Source organism: Microcoleus sp. FACHB-1515 (assembly GCF_014696105.1).
GTDB lineage: Bacteria > Cyanobacteriota > Cyanobacteriia > Elainellales > Elainellaceae > JAAUTJ01.
The window spans coordinates 1-16,595 of the sequence record NZ_JACJPO010000004.1 but is presented as its reverse complement, the minus strand read 5'-3'; the positions used below and the strand labels follow the sequence as shown (position 1 = coordinate 16,595).

Below are 16,595 nucleotides of genomic sequence, written 5' to 3'. Positions count from 1 at the left end.
AAATCGAGGTCGAGCGTCAAGCGCACATCTTGACCCGCTTGAACAGGCTTTTCACCGAGAATTCGATCGATTTGACCAGAACCATCGACTTCAACTTGCTGCCCGCCTCGCTCTCCGCGCAATTGCTCCTCAAAGACGGCTTCGATTCCAGCTTGCCCAACGATGTCTCCCAAGCTGTAGCCTTGATCTTTGAGTGTGGGAAATGCTTCGTCTGTAATTTCCCCGGTGTAGCCCAAAACATGAGCCGCTAAATCACCGTTGGGGTAATAGCGAATCGGTTCAATATCAACTTCAATTCCAGGCAGTTCACTCTTATGTTCTTTGAGCGCCGTAATTTGCGCTGGATTTAATCCTCGTGCCAGCCGAACTAAAGTCGCAGAATTATTTCCAGCTTGGTCTAGCCGTTTTTGAATCTCCGCTTCTGAAAGATTGAGAAGTTGTGCTAACTGCTTACGAACGTTTGTCCAGTTTGATTTTTCAACCGAAATTGGATACAGGAAAACCGAATAAGAAAGGCGACTGCCTGCTAAGATTCGCCCCTTGCGATCGAGAATTTCACCGCGTTCCGCCTGCTTGGGAATCAGTCGAATGCGATTTTCATCTGCAAGCTGTCGATTGCGTTCTCCTTCTCCAATTTGCAAATAGAAAAGGCGACTACCTAACGCCAATAGGAGGGTAAATGTAATGAAAATAACAAACATCAAAGCCTGTTTTTGCCTGCCAACTGTACGAGCCGAGCAGAAGCGAGCCGAATTAGCAGTTCGAGTGGAAAAATCAATCAAAGTCATGCAGAAGAGGTTAATCGAGGGTTAAGCGATCGCAAAAGCTGAATTGGGCGCAGCCCATAGCAGCCTTGTCTTTCTATTGAGTCAAGGCCAAGTAGCGCTACAACGCACTCTAGTTTCTCATAGAAGAATGAAATCAAAATGAAATTCGTTTTTTCAACTTGATTTCATTCAAACAAAGCAAATTAAAATGATTATCAATCTTGCTGCTCTTTGTGCAAAATATTGAAAATCATTCTCGCTCTTGCGCTAATTCATAAATCGCTAACTTCGTTTTTACAACTTACCGCTGAGTAATAGGTTAGAGTGCCTCATCAAATCTAAAGTTTTTAGCAATCTGTCCGCTCTTCTGAACGGGCAGCGGTTTGACGACTACAAGCAGTACACCCGCACCGGGGCTAACGTTTACAATCAGCAATAGCGACACGTCAGTCAGCGCAGCGGGTGTGCCGACAACATTTGTGCAGTTGAACACGGGCACGATCGGCTAACCGCTGTTGCTGACTCGATCGCAATGACCAGCAGGGGATGGCTGCAAACTTACAGCATCCCTTTTTTACTGGCTGAAAAGCAGTGAAACAATCGCGCTACTGCCGAATTTCCTGCATGATGTCAAGCGATTGCTGATAGCCCACCTGATCGCCCTGCTGCTGAAACAGCGCGGCGGCCTGTTGCAAATCAGCGATCGCACGAGTCGAATCGCCTGCCGCATAGTACGCTAATCCCCGCCGCCCGAACGCTTCCGCAAATGAGGCATCGCGATCGATCGCCGCTGTGAAGTCTGCGATCGCATCTCGGTGATCATCTAGGCTGTAGTGGGCAAGGCCGCGATTGAAATAGGCATCAATGAGGTTTGGATCAATTTCTAGGGCTTGGTCGAGTTTTGCGATCGCGCCTGGAAGATCGTTCTGCATTGCCAGTGCCGTTCCCCAACGGGCATAGGCATCAGCGTGATTGGGATCAAGCTCGATCGCCTGCTCAAATCCCGCGATTGCGGCGGGTGTGTCTCCGGTAATCGCGTAGGCCAGTGCGCGATCGCAGTAGGCATCGACGAATCGCGGATCGAGTTCGATCGCCTCAGTGAAGGATTCGATCGCGCCTTCAACATCGCCTTGATTGAGGCGATCGGCTCCCTGAGCATATTGTATTTGCGCGGCGTTGGGGGCAGCCGTTTCGATCGCTTGGGCAGGCAATTCCGAAAATGCAGTCGTGACCGCTATCAAACCTGCTGCTAGAACGCTGTGAACCAGTTTCATTCACTCACCTCCGGGTTGGCGCAGTTTTCTACCCCACCATAACAGTTGCAGTTTAAGTCGAAGGAATAGATCAGATGAATTACTTTTTTGTGATACCGCTCATACCAAAGTTTTAGCTGCGAATTATGTATGAACATCATGCTCTGGATAATGCGTACTATCTATTTTGCTCGTGTGAACACGCCTTAAACAGATTGCTTATGCCAGTACCAAGACGCTCTATCAATTGCAGATCGAATTGTTATCAAGCTATCTGATTGAGCAACTGAAGTCGTCAATGCCGATGAAGCTGAGTTCTCCTTTTCCCTAAATTTTAGGCTTTCTGCGTGAGTCCTGTAATTGTTCTGTGAACTCACTTTTAAGATCATGTGAATTAAAAGAAACGAGCTTCGCGCTCATCTATATTTAGCTATAGACGCAGAAGAAGATATTAATTAATGTCTATGAACATTCAAAGGTAGGAGTTATTATGCAAGCAGTTCAGTCCATTTCACTCCACCGCCAGGAAGACCAACGCTTTACCCTTGCGATCGCCTCTACCTTCACATCTGAGCCGATCGCCGAGAGTCTTTCTTTTTGGATGGAAAAACTCGCGATTTCGACAACTGTAGAATTCGCTTCCTACAACCAAATTTTTCAGCAATTACTGGACTCATCGAGCCTGCTGTCCACTAATTCGCAGGGCATCAATATTATTTGCCTGCGCGTAGAAGACTGGTGTCAACTCGATCAGCCTGATCCGGTCGGGGGCAAATCCTGTGTAACAACCGCGATCGAACGCAATGCTCAGGATTTAGTTACGGCTTTGCAAGCAGCAGTTAGTCGCTCCACCACGCCTTACATTCTTTGTCTTTGTCCCGCCTCTTCAATGCTGTCGTCGGCATCTGAGCAACTGACACTTTTTCATCAAATCGAAGCCTGGATTGTCGATCGCCTCAGCGGGCTAAGTGGGCTGCACCTGATTCAGGCTCAAGAGGTGCAGTCGCTCTATTGTGTTGCTCAACATTACGATCCCCAGCGCGATCGCCTGGGGCATATTCCTTTCACCGACGAGTTTTTCGCCGCTTTGGGAACCGCCATTGCCCGCAAAATCTATGCTCTCAAACATCCGCCCCATAAAGTCATTGTTCTAGACTGCGACAATACCCTTTGGAAGGGTGTCGTTGGGGAGGATGGCGTGCAGGGAATTAGCCTATCTGCAAGCTGGCAGTTTGTCCAGAAATTTATGGTGGCGCAGCAGCAGGCAGGAATGCTTTTGTGTCTCTGTAGCAAGAATAATGAAGCCGATGTGATGCGGGTCTTTGAGCAGCGACAGGACATGGCTTTGAAGCTGGATCATCTGGTGGCGTGGCGAATCAACTGGCAACCGAAATCCGAGAATATCAAGTCGCTAGCCGCTGAGTTGAACCTGGGCTTGGACAGCTTCATTTTTATGGATGACAATCCCGTTGAATGCGCTGAAGTGAGTGCCTACTGTCCAGAAGTATTAACGCTCCAGCTTCCCAGTGAGGGGGATGTGCAGCAGTTCCTTCGGCACGTTTGGGCATTCGATCACCTCAACGTGACCGAGGAAGATACCCAGCGAACAGCCCTCTATCAGCAGAACCTAGAGCGTCAACGATTCCAGCAGCAGACACTCACGCTGGAGGACTTTCTCTCTGGGCTGGAGATGACCGTTGACATTGCAGAACCCGCATCGACCCAGATCTCCAGAGTTGCCCAACTGACTCAGCGCACCAATCAGTTCAACTTCACTACAATTCGCCGCACCGAAGCTGAAATTCAGCAGTTTATGAACTCTGGCAAAGCGTCCGGGATGGTTTGCCATGCCGTCACCGTTCGCGATCGCTTTGGAGATCACGGACTCACGGGCGTCATGCTGTTCTCCACCGATGACAACACCCTCTGGGTGGACACCTTTCTATTAAGCTGTCGAGTTTTGGGACGAGGCGTAGAGCATCAGATGATGCGGCACTTAGCCAAATACGCCGAGGATCATGGGCTGGATTACATTCGCTTAAACTACATTCCAACTCCGAAAAACTATCCGGCATTTGCCTTCCTGCAAGCGATCACAGGAGCGTATGAGCAAGCTTACGAAAATGGGTCTTCCTTCCAGATACCCGTGCAGGAAGCGGCTGCTGTTGCCTACGATCTGAACCGTCAGACTGCCCGCCCGGATCAATCTTCACCGGAAATCCCTGCAAAAGCGGGAAAAGCGATCGTTTCTCGACCCCGTGCTAGCAAGTCTCAGCAAATGGGACAAATCGCGCTGGAATTTTGTTCGGCTCAGGAAGTTCTGGCAGCCATTCAGCACCAAAAACCTGCTCAGCAGCTATCGATCGATCAATCTTTCATTGCGCCGCGCACATCCACTGAAAACGACCTCAGCACAATCTGGACTGATGTGCTGAACGTGCATCCGATCAGCATCAGAGACAACTATTTTGAGCTGGGAGGAACTTCGCTTCAAGCGGTAGAGCTGTTTGCCAAGATTGAACAGTTTTTGGGCAGGCGGCTTGCTCTGACTTGCCTTTTGGAAGCTCCGACGATCGAAGAACTTGCTCGGCTCATCGACTCAGACTCAGAAGCTTGTTCCGAAACCGGAAATCCATCTTCTGTCGTTTTGCTCAATACTTCAAACAGCCCTACTCCGCCCCTCTTCCTGATTCATCCGGGCGGCGGTGAGGTATTGCTGTATCGCAATCTGGCTCAACGACTACAGCCAATCACTTCCGTCTACGGCATCAAACCCTTTAGCCGCAACGGTTATCCCATGATGCAGACCCAAATTCCTCAAATGGCTGCTTATTACATCGAGCAAATTCGATCGATTCAGCCTGAAGGCCCCTATTTGCTGGGCGGATTCTGTGCGGGGGGAGCGATCGCCTTTGAAATGGCACTCCAGCTTCAGCAGCAGGGCTTTTCGGTTCCGCTAGTGGCGTTGATGAACACCGTCAATATAAAGGAGAAGCAAACGCAAGAGCAGGCTCAGCCGGGATACAGCAGGCTGAGAGTCTGGCGAGAGAATTTGAAAAGCAAGCTGAAGGATTTGCGCTACAAATACTATCTGGCGACTTCAGAGCAAGCGCCCAAATTCATCCAGAGGAAGTCGGTGTACTCGATTTGTTCCGCCGCAGTTAACGCTTATATTCCAACCCGCCAATTCAAAGGCAAGCTGCTGCTGTTTAAGTCAAAGGAGGTAATGCCTAATTATGCTTACCCCTGGAGCAGCACTGCTACCTTTGATCCACAATTGGGATGGGGTGAGTTGGCAACTTTTGGGGTGAAGGTGTACGAAAACGAGGGGGATTTTGTGGGAATGCTTCAGGAACCTCTTGTGAAGGACATGAGTGAACAGCTTAAAGTCCACCTGACAGATGGAGTGTGAGTTGAGCCTGCTTAAAGCATCTCCTTCCTTGAACTTTTAACCGGGAGTCCTCCGGTTTGCCAAATAAATAGCGTGATGCTTTGCCCAATGCCTCCTTTCTCGGCTTCAAATGAGTTCTAAAGATGTATTCAACTTACCCTCAACCAGCCTAAAAAGGTTTGCACTAGCAGCCAGAGGTTTAGCCCGACGATCACGGAGGCGACGGCTCCAGCCAGCAGCTTGAGCCAGATGGGATTGACGAACTCGCCCATCAAGCGGCGATCGCTGGTAAACATCACAAGCGGCACAACGGCAAACGAAAGCTGCAAGCTCAAGATCACCTGACTCAAGACCAGCAAATCTCCCGTGCTGCGTTCGCCAAAAAAGAGAATGGCGATCAAAGCGGGAACGATCGCAATCAGGCGTGTCCCCAGCCGCCGCACCCAAGGCCGCAGCCGAATTTGCAAAAAGCCTTCCATCACAATTTGTCCGGCTAATGTTGCCGTCAGGGTCGAGCTTTGCCCCGATGCCAACAGCGCCAAGCCAAAAATTGCGCTGGCCGCACTCACGCCCAGCAGCGGTGAGAGCAACTGGTAGGCATCTTGAATTTCAGCGACATCTTGATAGCCGGAAACATGAAAAGTGGCAGCCGCCACAATCAAAATGGCCGAGTTGATGAACAGCGCGATCGACAGGGCGAGCGTCGAATCGATCGTGCCAAACTTGATGGCTTCCCAGCGCTTTTCAGAAGTCGGCTGCCAAGCGCGAGTTTGCACGATCGACGAGTGCAAATAGAGGTTGTGCGGCATCACGGTTGCACCCAAAATTCCGATCGCAATGTAGAGCATTTCAGGATTGCGAAAAATCTCAGTGTTCGGCACATATCCTGACAGAATGCCGCCCATGTCAGGGCGAGAAAACAGAATTTCAGCGGCGAAACAAATGCCCACTGTGGCAACGAGCGAAATCACCAAAGCTTCGACATAGCGAAAGCCTTTGCCCTGCAAATACAGCAGTCCTAATACGTCCAGCGCAGTAATGCAAACGCCCCAGATCAGCGGCAGGCCAAACAAAAGCTGAAGGGCGATCGCGCTACCGAGCAGTTCGGCTAAATCGCAGGCAGCGATCGCAATTTCGCACAGTACCCACAGCACAAAACTCACACGCGGACTGAAGTAATCTCGGCAAGCCTGCGCCAAATCTTTTCCGGTTGCAACGCCCAAGCGCACACACAGCGATTGCAGCAAAATCGCCATCAGATTCGAGAGCAAAATCACGCTGAGCAAGGTGTAGCCAAAGCGCGACCCGCCTGCGATGTCGGTAGCCCAGTTGCCAGGGTCCATGTAGCCGACCGAGACAAGATATCCTGGCCCAGCATAGGCCAGCAGCTTGCGCCAAAAACCTTTGTGCTGCGGAACTTCGATCGTGCGGTGAACTTCAGGCAGGCTAGGCCGAGTGGGGGGAGGCATTGCTTTTCATAATTCTTTCATAATTGACTCTAGCAGCCTGAGCAGCGGCTCGATCGAAGTTAAGCAAATTTCACAAAAAAGCAGGTTAAAGAATCACCCTCTACGGGCATACATCATAATGGTTGCACCGAAAACAATAACTCCAGCGCCTATCCAATCGGATCGATCGGGTGCAAACCCATCTATTTTCCAGCCCCAAATAATTGAGAGAATTACAAAAACGCCTCCATAGGCTGCATAGACCCGTCCAAAGTTTGCAGGCTGAAGCGTTGTGACAAATCCGTAAGCAGCTAGCAAAATTGCTCCGCTTACTGCAAGCCAAATGCTTTTGCCTTCTCGTACCCAGATCCAAATGAGATATCCACCACCAAGCTCGCACAGCCCTGATATGACAAAGAAGAAAAGCGATCGAATAACATCCATTGTGTTTTCAGAAGTTGAAACTCCTTTAAAGTAGAGCAATTGTGTTTTGCCAAAAGCTGGTTTTGATAGCTTTCACCAGCTCAAACAATTTGTCAAAGAGGTTCCTGCTCAGGAAAGTTGGAGCCGATCGCCCTCAAGAATCGGTTTAAGCTGCTTAGAAATGCTAGGCTCAGAGGCGCAAAAACAATCGCTCGGTTCTGGTGGGGCTTCAGCCACTAGAGGCAAGGGGGAAAATTCGGTGTAAGTCCGATACTGTCCCGCAACTGTGATGAATCTTTTGATTCTTAGTCAGGATGCCCGCCGAGATTTTTCATACGACATTTCTGCGAGGTACAGAAAGCATGGTTAGCTCATCTTCAATTTGGCGGCGCACTCAGCAAGTCACACTTTCGCTTCCCGTGCAAGCAGGGCTGCTGATTGGTCTGTGTATGCTGATACTTTGGACATTTTACTTTTCGACCTACCCGCCCGCACACGACACGGTTCACGAAACTCGTCACCACACGCTGGCTGTGGCGTGTCACTAGGTCAAGTCAAGTTTGAATCCAAAGCAATCATCATGAAGTTCAAATATTTTTGGGTTTCTCTGGCCGCAGGTTTTGCGCTCACGCTGATCTGGCTGCTGGTCTCATTACCTGCCGCGTCACAAACCGCCGTGCGGCTTCAAACTAGTCCGCCGCTGAGTCAAGTTGTTCCGAACACGGAGCCAGTCCAACTGACGGTGCAAGCAATCGATGTCAATCAGCAGCCGATCGCTGATGCAAACATTCAAGTTCGCCTGCTGACTCCGCCCAAGACGCCCTGGTTTACGTCAGATTTTCCGATCGTTGAGGGAACCACACTGCTAGAACTAGGTGCGATCGCGCCTGCGGGGAAATTGCAGTTTGAGCAGGTGCTACCGATTCGCGGCACATATCGCTTGGAGGCCAACGTTACCCCTCAGACGGCGGGCGCGTTCGAGCCGTTTGAGCAAATTCTGACGCTGGCTGTGTCCGAAAATTCGGTGAAGTACCGCAACGTGGGCATTTTAATCACCATTTTGCTCTTGACCGGATTTGGGGGTGGTTGGGTGATCGGTGGCGATCAGACGGCACGTGAAGGCGAAATTGCCCCGCAGCCCGTGCGAATGCTGCTGAGTGCCGCGACCCTGCTGGCGATCGTCGTGCTGTTGACGGTGAACATCACGGCGGAGATTGCCGAGGCGCGATCGCCGCATCACAGCGCAGCAGCTTCCGCTGATCCAGCCATCGCGCAGGCGCAAGGAATTCGAGTCGAACTATTGGGCGATCGACAAGCGACTGTCGGGCAGACTGCCACGCAAACAATTCTCGTCACCGATACAACCACCCAAGAGCCAATCGCCAATACTGCGGTGAATCTTCAGGCGATCGCGCTTGAACACAACGAGCGGGTATTCACTTTTGCGGGCGTAACCGATCAAAGCGGCAAGCTTACTTGGCAGCAGCAGTTTTTTAATGGTGCTCCTCATCAAGTAAGCGCCACGATCGCACCTGAGACCAACAGTTCTCGCCAGTTTGCACCGATTCAGGTTGCTCATGAAGTCGAGGTTGAAGGCATTGCCCCGCCTTTAACTATCCGATTGATTTCCTTAATTTACTTCACTGCTATCTTTGTGGTGGGACTGATCGCGGGTTTCCTGGGGCATCGTCGATTCCAGGCTCGATCGATCGCTTAAATCAATTTTGCAGCAGCACTTTATGAAAGCTAGCTATCCGCGCCGCCGCTCTGTCAATGTGAAGGACAGATCGATCGCGAATACCTTTATGCTCATGAGTTTCGGTGCGGCTTTCTTGCTGCTTTTGTCAGCGGGGCGAGAGCAAAATTCGAGTGTTGCAGTTGATCCCAACCCCCCGTTGGATGCAGAATCTGGAACGGTTGTTTTAACCGCATCTCCTTCAGCACCAAATCCACTCGCTAAAACCTTTCGGCTAGTGGTGGATTTGAGCGATCGCCAGCTTAATTTTTACCAAAAAGGCAAGCTGATCTCGACTCATGACGTTGCGATCGGGCAAGCTGGTTGGGAAACGCCAACCGGAACGTTTGAAGTCACGACAATGGAGAAGAATCCGGCTTGGGAGCATCCGATTACCGGAGAAATTATTCCGTCAGGACCAGATAATCCGCTGGGTTCTCGCTGGATTGGCTTTACGGAAACACCAGACGGGCAAATTGGATTTCATGGTACAAATGAACCGCAATTTCTAGGCCAAGCGGTTTCTCACGGCTGTGTTCGAGTCGATGACGCAGAGATTCAAGAAATCTACGATCGAGTCGGAGAAGGAACGCCCGTCATCGTTCGCTCTTAACCCAAAACACTTATTCTCGTCAGCCCGATTCTGATGAGGTAAAGCACCAATAGATGAACCGGATAGAATAAGTAAAACCACCTTGCTTTTGCACCAGGCTGATGATTGACCATTTGCAAAATTAGCGGTGCAGCGACAGCGAAAAGTTGAAGTTGACCAAAATTGGGTTGAGCAATCAGCAGAATTAAATGGAGCAGTATCCAGCCAGCCCACCACCAGATCTTGTCAGGTTGAAAGTATTTGAGAAGGGCGATCGCCCCAATTCCATAAGCACCGTACTCAGCGCTACTCGCTTCAGCTAACAGACCACCTCCAACCCAACTCAAAACTTGAAATTGTGGAGCCTGCCTTGCTGCGCGTAGACATCCTAGCCCAATCAGCAAAGTAAGGAAAATATTTAATCTTTGAACTTGAAAAATAAGCTGATAGATCGGCTGAGAAACAATTCCCAATATCAACAGTCGAATTGCATACTGCTGAAAGTTTTTGGTATGCGCTTCGCCCTGCACTAGCAACCAGCAAAACAAAGGGAAACTCAGCCGACCTAACATCCGCAGTTCCAAAACTTCAGGAAAGAAAACTGCGCCAATGTGATCGATGACCATCAGCGCGGCGGCGAGCAGTTTGATTTGGTAGTTGGAAAGCACTTACAAGGAGGTTTAATAGAAATATTGGAGTAATTTTTCATTCTACTACTTACAGCTTAGAGCAACGATAGTTGGTGCTTTATCAAGAGTAAAACGAAAAACATTGCTTGAAATTAAGTAGCAGAATTGCTAACCCTATTAGTCCTAAAAAAGGCGTTAGCCAGTCTCCCCACTGGACGTAAAGAGTTCTAGATTGGCGGCGATAAACTGTATCAGCATAGATGGCGTAAGTGTTGAGTTTCGATTGCCACAATGTTCTACCATGCGGATCTACAATTCCAGAGTAGCCAGTGTTCGTAGCCCGCACAGCCCAGCGATCGACCTCGATTGCTCGCATTACGTCTTGAGCGTGATGTTGAGCAGGCATTGCTTGACTGTAGTGAGCATTATTTGAGGCGGTGAGAATGAATTGTCCACCCGCCAATGCTTGAGCGCGAAAATGTTCCGAGAAAGCAGATTCATAGCAGATACCAACAATAGCGCGACCAAAGGGAGTATCAAAACGCTGATTGGGTTGTCCCGCAGCCAAACTATCTGCGATCGGCGATAGACGGCCAATTAGCATACCTAGCCATTGTTCAAAGGGAACATATTCTCCTAATGGCACTAGCTTAACCTTCCTGTACTCGCTGATGGTTTGACCATTGGCATTTATTGTAAACAAACTATTAGTCAAATTGTTTTCTTGTCTTCCAAAAGCTCCAAGCCACGCTACGACTTTGCTGCTCAAAACTGCTTGATAAAAAGAATTGTTAGTTTGATTCTGGGTTGTCCACTGAACAGGCAAAGCAACCTCAGGAGTCAGTACTGCATCGACGCCCTGTGCTGCTAAAGCTCTGTAACCTTTTGTGTAACCCTCTAGAGCTTGTTTCCATCCTGCCTCGTAAAGCTTGATTTCATTCGGAATATTGCCTTGAATAATACCAACCTTGAGTGCTGTTTGTGAGGATTGAATTAGGGGTTGACGATACAAAACTAAGCCGATCGAGTGAAAAACAATAAACAGGACAACGGCCAAGCTCAAACAGATCCACTTAAGGTTGATGGGTTGAGTGAACCTGCGACGGTGAATCCACGCCTCAGCGAAAAAACCATTGACTGCAATAATTGCTGCTGCAACAGTTGAAGGTCCCGAAAGTTGTCCTAAATGTAGGATGAGCAAGTTAGAGGGGCTTTGAGTATAGGTAAGAGAACTCCAATACAGCGGACTCCTACTCCAGAGCGTTTCTAGAATGCACCAAAAAGCTATGCCGATCAGAACACGCTTGAGGGTTGCCAACAGGCCAACGTTGCGGGGTTGCAACCAAGTAGCAAGTCTGAGTGTTCCTGCCCACAGTGCAACTAAAGCAGCACCCCAAACTGTAACAAAAAACCAGCAAAATAAAGCGATCGCTAAACTCACCCACCAGTTTACGCCCATCCAGGTCATCGGGTGAATTCCCATGATCCAGGACAAAGCAACTCCGTGATATCCAACTCCCCAGATCAACCCTTGTAAGAGTGATTGCTTAAACTGGTTTTTATTCTCAACAACAATGATCCACAAAGGTACGAGAACGACCCAGGCCAGCACCCAAAGATGCAGGGAGGCAGGCGTTAGCCCCATGAGCATCCCGCTCACTAAAACCACACTGTAGGGCAAATATTTCAGCAGGTAGCTCATGAGTCAGCCGCAACGAATTCTGAATTCATGTGGGTCTTGTGCAATCTGATCGCAAGCAGCTTTGTTTTTGAGAGAAAAACAGCTTAGCGCAACGTCGAAGATCGAGGCGTGGCAGTGCGGGTTGTTCGGGGTGGATCGTAAATTAGGTCGGGGCGCGTCCGCCAGACATAGCTAACCGTTACCAGGGTAATTAACGCTTCTCCAATGCCAATCAGCGCGTGCCATCCGGCCATTGCACCGATCGCAACATTGAGCGGTACGGTTCCTGATAGCGCCAGCAGAATCGCACAGACGATCGCCGCAAGCATGACGCTCATCCCGGCAGCCACGACAGTCCCCGCTGCCATTCCTGCCCAAGCATCACGCCCAATCGCAAATCGAACGGCTCTGTAGAGGTAGTAGCCGCCAAACATTCCGATCAATCCCATGATGAAAATGTTGGAACCCAAAACGGTGAGTCCACCATCTTGAAACAGCACGGACTGCACCAGGAAAACGACGCTAACCACGAGAGAACCCGCCCAAGGCCCCAACAGAATGCCTGCTAGTGTGCCGCCGACCAAATGCCCAGAGGTTCCACCGGGAATGGGAAAGTTAATCATTTGTGCGGCAAACACAAACGCCGCACAAACGCCCATCAGGGGAACTGTTCGTTCGGCATACTCAGATTGAACGCGCTTCAGCGAAACTGCCAAGAGCGCGATCGCAATCACCCAGCCGACCAGACTCACTGGCAGGCTCAAATAGCCATCAGGAATGTGGAGCGCGAAGTAAGGCAGTGTCCAGCGCAGCAGGCTTGAGAACAAAACACCTGGAGTCAACATGACGATAGCGGTAGAATAATTTCTGAATACTTGTTCAGGCATTTGTAGTAAACCATAGGAGATGGGTGAAAACAATCCCCTGGAGGGGCATTCGACTCACTGATTTGCTTCTTAGTCGATCGCTTTCGACGCTGCCTCTTTGCTTTGGTTTTAGAGTCAGTAAAAAATGAAAAGCTTGGAAACTTCTCAATCAAAATCTGCGAAAACATCGTCTTCCAAGCGGTAGTAAGGTTTTGGCCTTCATCACCAATGCGATCGCAACACCCGCAGTAAATCGACTTTGAGCGGTCAAGGTTTACGTCAAACCGCCGCTTGCTGCTGAAGTGCAAGGCGATGTTGAGCATTGAAATTCCCAAACCTGTTTATGACCAACCAACCCGGATTCTTTGGCAAACTGCTGGCAATCGCTCAAGGCGAAGTGTCGGCTGAGATGTTAGACGCCTATCGACGGGCAGGCAACAGCGTTCATGAGTTGCTGCATCAGGTTGAAGCCCAGCGGCTCGATCGCAAAATTCAAGGACTAAATCCCTGGAGCGTGCCGCCCGCTCTGCAAGCGCAACTGCTTTGCACCTGGAATGCGTTTGCGCTGCAAACCTTGGGCAACGAATTTTTAGAAGCAGACTATCAGGCCAATCCCGCCACAGTGGGCTATGTGCCGCCCAAAACTGCCGAGCAAATTCTCGCTTTTTACACGCAGGTTGAAGGCTGGCTCAGTCGGGCACGACAGGCGCAAAGCAATCCTAACTACGGCCTCGATGTGCGAATTCCGGCAGAGCTACCAAGCTGGAGTGAAGTCGAGCCTTGCCCGCGATCGCACTTGGATGGAATGCGAGCAGCCGCACGAGCGATGCGAAACCACACCGAGGCGGCGATGGCCGTGTTTGAGTCAGACAACTTGCCCGCTGACAAGCAAGCGATCGTGGCGCGACTGCGACAGATGCAGGCGGAAGCCATGACGAAGGCCGACTATGCCGAACAGCTTTGGGGCGATCGCATCTCCGAGCCGCTGCATGAGCAGATTGAAACCTACGCCAAAGACGCGATCGAGCGCTACTACCAGCTTGGGCAGCTTCTGGCGATGCCGCAGCTTGTCGAACTGCTGGCGATGAAAACACCGCGCCGTCCAACTCAAAGTGCCCCGCCCTCCGTGCAGATGAACTGCAACTTGTCGCTGCCGGGAAGAGCCGGATTTGACCCTTGGTGCTTGACCGATCCCGCTAGTCGCGATCGCTGGCAGCGCGACTCGGAAGCGATCGAAGCGATCGAAGAAATGTGGAAGCATGATCCTGAGCCGAATCGAACCTTGGCAATTCAAGCAGAAATCAATGCGGCGTTTAACCGAGGCGAAATTGCCTATGCCACCGATCGATCGGGCAGACAGATTGGACACTTTTACTGCTGTCCTTGGTCATCCGTTTACGTAGTCAAATATCCTGTGACGATCGCGGGTCGGCGGCTCCGTACCCTTCAGGAATTTACCTTTGTCGTCGATGCGGATGAAGTGCTAGAGGGCGGAGAGTTTGAACGGCAAATCTTAGTTGGCTCGTTTCAACCCACCACAGAGATCGGCTATTGCAATCCACACGAAGGTCGTCATCACTAGCAGAAACTCAACCTGGCGATTTGATTGAATTATGGAGAATCAATTGTACGTCGTGTCGGTGCAAGACCTAAATCAAATGAAAAGTCATCTCGGAGCGCATCAGCAAACTGCTTACGATTTTCTTCTTCAGCAAGAGCAGAAACAAATTTGGTTAGAGCTTGATCAACCTCTTCAAGGAGTTTTGCAGGATTAATCTTTGTGACAACTCCAAGACATATAAGAGTTTCATCTTGCTCTAAATTGAATTCAGCACCACGCTTCAAACGAGCCTCATGAGCAAGACCATTCCGGTACTTGTCATACAAATCTTCAGCATCTTTTGTGCGACTAAAGCTTGGTAATTCTAGTTTCACAAAAGATTTAAACTCTTTACCTACAAGTCTCTCTCCTTCACGGCGAGGCGTAGCTTCATAGCGACTCATTGCATCGATCGCGCTCATGACAAGCAATCCAGCAGCGAATGCGTGCTTGGCAGATATCAAAACAGAGGCTGGTTCTAGATAGAATCCTCTGATACGTTGTTCCCAAATCGCGCCCAAATCAACACTGTCTAAATTCAAGTCAGAGAATGGTAGCTCTGGTGCAAAATATAGAGAATCGCCAATTCGCATTGTTTTAACTACTGACCAATAGTGTTAGATTAGCACCAATTTTTGTTCAAGTATTTTGATTTTTCCTCCTCTACAACGACTAAATCTGATTCATTTATTGCCTCAATTCTTTTTAACAAGCAGCTAATCTAGCTGGTTCAACTCCTGAGAGAATGAAGCTAATACTTATCCTAATTCATTCATGTGGTCTGTCACTTCTTGATAGAGGTTGATGACGTGCGTATCGGCCAAGCTGTAGTAGACGTTGCGCCCTTCTTTGCGGTATTTCACCAGTCTGGCCGATCGCAACACGCGCAGTTGATGCGAGACGGCAGACTCGGTGAGCTTAATGGCGGCAGCTAAATCACACACACACAGTTCTCGATGTGCCAAAGCCGATATCAACCGCAGTCGATTGGGGTCAGACAGAACGCCAAAAAATTCTGACATCTGCTGCGCCTTCTGCATCGACAGCATCTCTGGCTGCACCTGTCGTACCGTGTCGAGATGAACCAGATGTTCGTCGCAACCGGGCGCATCTTCGGCTGGAGTCTGCTGCGATTTTGATTTGGGAGAGGTTGATTTGTTCATCTTGGTAAGAGCGACAAGCAGTTTCAGTTCAATAAAATGATAATCATTTTAACACCTGAATATTCATTCATACGTTGTTTAGATTGTGCTAAAGTGCAGAGCAGTTCTTCATGTTTTGCTTGCAACTGCCATGACTCAAACTCCGTCCCTTAAAACTCAACAAATGCAGGTCGGCGGCATGGACTGCACGAGCTGCAAAATGAAGATCGAAGGCAGCTTAGAACGGCTCAAAGGTGTGAATGAGGCATCGGTTGTCGTTGCCACTGGGCGGCTCACTGTCTCGTATGACCCACAGAAAGTTAGCGAGGCGCAAATTCAGGAGCGAGTCATCGCGCTGGGCTACACGATCGCAACCGGGCGATCACCCATTCCCCAATCTGTTCGCACTCCCACAGAACACAATCACGATTATGGCGGACACAGTGACAACGACGGGCATGATCACGGACACAGCCCCAATGATGGACATAATCATGGACACAGCGAGGACGACGGGCATGATCATGGGCACAGTCACAGTCACGGCTCAGGCGAATTTGACCTGAAGGCAGAACTGATTCCGGTGCTGATCGTGGTGGTTCTATTTGTCATCGGGCTTGTGTTTGAAGACACCTTGCACAACACGCCCTACAGCATCGGTGAATATGCCGTGATGATTCCGGCTTACCTGCTGAGCGGTTGGACGGTGCTGAAGTCGGCAGGGCGAAACATTCTGCGCGGGCAGGTGTTTGACGAAAACTTTTTGATGACGATCGCCACATTAGGCGCGATCGCGATTCACCTGCTGCCCGAAGCGGTTGCCGTGATGCTGTTCTTTCGGATTGGCGAACTGTTTCAAGAATATTCGGTGGGGCGATCGCGGCGATCGATCAAGGCGCTGCTAGAAGTTCGTCCAGATTCGGCCAATCTCAAAGTTGGCGGCACAATCAAACAGGTTGCACCGCAGTCCGTTAAGGTTGGCGATTTGATTCTGGTCAAGCCTGGAGAAAAAATTCCGCTAGACGGAGAAGTTTTAGAAGGGGATTCTCAAGTCGATACCTCAGCCCT

At 49.9% G+C, this 16,595-nt stretch carries 15 protein-coding genes, 1 pseudogene and 1 riboswitch; of the genes and pseudogenes, 7 read left to right on the top strand and 9 right to left on the bottom strand.

Going from position 1 to position 16,595, the window contains the following annotated elements; translation table 11 throughout:
- Nucleotides 1-701, bottom strand: a pseudogene (locus H6F67_RS00180) (penicillin-binding protein 2); the annotation flags it as partial.
- A gap of 449 nt (nucleotides 702-1,150) precedes the next feature.
- On the opposite strand from H6F67_RS00180, the gene H6F67_RS27990 reads away from it, so the two are divergent.
- Nucleotides 1,151-1,276, top strand: coding sequence for a hypothetical protein (locus tag H6F67_RS27990; RefSeq protein WP_277874538.1), 126 nt, complete (start codon nucleotides 1,151-1,153; stop codon nucleotides 1,274-1,276).
- Between the two features lie 96 nt (nucleotides 1,277-1,372).
- On the opposite strand, the gene H6F67_RS00175 is transcribed toward H6F67_RS27990, so the two are convergent.
- A complete protein-coding gene (locus H6F67_RS00175; RefSeq protein ID WP_190762124.1) occupies nucleotides 1,373-2,041 on the bottom strand; it encodes a tetratricopeptide repeat protein in 669 nt (222 codons plus the stop codon).
- 469 nt (nucleotides 2,042-2,510) lie between these two features.
- Here H6F67_RS00175 and H6F67_RS00170 point away from each other — a divergent pair, with 469 nt between their 5' ends.
- Entirely contained in the window at nucleotides 2,511-5,432 is a 2,922-nt protein-coding gene (locus tag H6F67_RS00170) for an HAD-IIIC family phosphatase (RefSeq protein ID WP_190762121.1), read from the top strand.
- Nucleotides 5,433-5,560: 128 nt separating this feature from the next.
- On the opposite strand, the gene H6F67_RS00165 is transcribed toward H6F67_RS00170, so the two are convergent.
- Nucleotides 5,561-6,880, bottom strand: coding sequence for an Nramp family divalent metal transporter (locus tag H6F67_RS00165; protein ID WP_190762119.1), 1,320 nt, complete (start codon nucleotides 6,878-6,880; stop codon nucleotides 5,561-5,563).
- A 93-nt stretch (nucleotides 6,881-6,973) separates the two neighbouring features.
- A complete protein-coding gene (locus H6F67_RS00160) occupies nucleotides 6,974-7,303 on the bottom strand; it encodes a YnfA family protein (RefSeq protein ID WP_190762118.1) in 330 nt (109 codons plus the stop codon).
- Between the two features lie 177 nt (nucleotides 7,304-7,480).
- Nucleotides 7,481-7,623, top strand: a riboswitch (cobalamin riboswitch).
- 21 nt (nucleotides 7,624-7,644) lie between these two features.
- Between H6F67_RS00160 and H6F67_RS00155 the strand changes: the two genes are divergently transcribed.
- Genes H6F67_RS00155 through H6F67_RS00145 form a run of 3 tightly spaced genes read left to right on the top strand, consistent with a single transcriptional unit; the run spans nucleotide 7,645 to nucleotide 9,630 of the window.
- Complete coding sequence (locus tag H6F67_RS00155) at nucleotides 7,645-7,830, top strand: CbtB-domain containing protein (RefSeq protein ID WP_190762117.1); 186 nt, start codon at nucleotides 7,645-7,647, stop codon at nucleotides 7,828-7,830.
- 32 nt (nucleotides 7,831-7,862) lie between these two features.
- Entirely contained in the window at nucleotides 7,863-8,999 is a 1,137-nt protein-coding gene (locus H6F67_RS00150; RefSeq protein WP_190762115.1) for a hypothetical protein, read from the top strand.
- Between the two features lie 22 nt (nucleotides 9,000-9,021).
- Nucleotides 9,022-9,630, top strand: a complete 609-nt coding sequence (locus H6F67_RS00145) for a L,D-transpeptidase (RefSeq protein WP_242020420.1) — start codon at nucleotides 9,022-9,024, stop codon at nucleotides 9,628-9,630.
- Here H6F67_RS00145 and H6F67_RS00140 read toward each other — a convergent pair.
- From H6F67_RS00140 to H6F67_RS00130, 3 genes are all read right to left on the bottom strand, one after another.
- Nucleotides 9,627-10,277, bottom strand: coding sequence for a TraX family protein (locus tag H6F67_RS00140; protein WP_313926737.1), 651 nt, complete (start codon nucleotides 10,275-10,277; stop codon nucleotides 9,627-9,629). The two genes, H6F67_RS00145 and H6F67_RS00140, sit on opposite strands and share 4 nt — an antisense overlap.
- 82 nt (nucleotides 10,278-10,359) lie before the next feature.
- A complete protein-coding gene (gene lnt, locus H6F67_RS00135; protein WP_242020419.1) occupies nucleotides 10,360-11,940 on the bottom strand; it encodes an apolipoprotein N-acyltransferase in 1,581 nt (526 codons plus the stop codon).
- Nucleotides 11,941-12,023: 83 nt separating this feature from the next.
- Entirely contained in the window at nucleotides 12,024-12,764 is a 741-nt protein-coding gene (locus H6F67_RS00130; RefSeq protein WP_190762111.1) for an energy-coupling factor ABC transporter permease, read from the bottom strand.
- A 364-nt stretch (nucleotides 12,765-13,128) separates the two neighbouring features.
- On the opposite strand from H6F67_RS00130, the gene H6F67_RS00125 reads away from it, so the two are divergent.
- Complete coding sequence (locus tag H6F67_RS00125; protein ID WP_190762110.1) at nucleotides 13,129-14,367, top strand: hypothetical protein; 1,239 nt, start codon at nucleotides 13,129-13,131, stop codon at nucleotides 14,365-14,367.
- 29 nt (nucleotides 14,368-14,396) lie between these two features.
- Here H6F67_RS00125 and H6F67_RS00120 read toward each other — a convergent pair whose 3' ends face one another.
- Complete coding sequence (locus H6F67_RS00120) at nucleotides 14,397-14,978, bottom strand: hypothetical protein (protein ID WP_190762101.1); 582 nt, start codon at nucleotides 14,976-14,978, stop codon at nucleotides 14,397-14,399.
- Between the two features lie 165 nt (nucleotides 14,979-15,143).
- On the bottom strand, nucleotides 15,144-15,548 hold the full coding sequence (locus H6F67_RS00115; RefSeq protein WP_190762100.1) for a helix-turn-helix transcriptional regulator: 405 nt from the start codon (nucleotides 15,546-15,548) through the stop codon (nucleotides 15,144-15,146).
- A 130-nt stretch (nucleotides 15,549-15,678) separates the two neighbouring features.
- On the opposite strand from H6F67_RS00115, the gene H6F67_RS00110 reads away from it, so the two are divergent.
- Nucleotides 15,679-16,595, top strand: a 917-nt coding sequence (locus H6F67_RS00110; RefSeq protein WP_190762098.1) for a cation transporter, incomplete at its 3' end; no start/stop codon positions are given.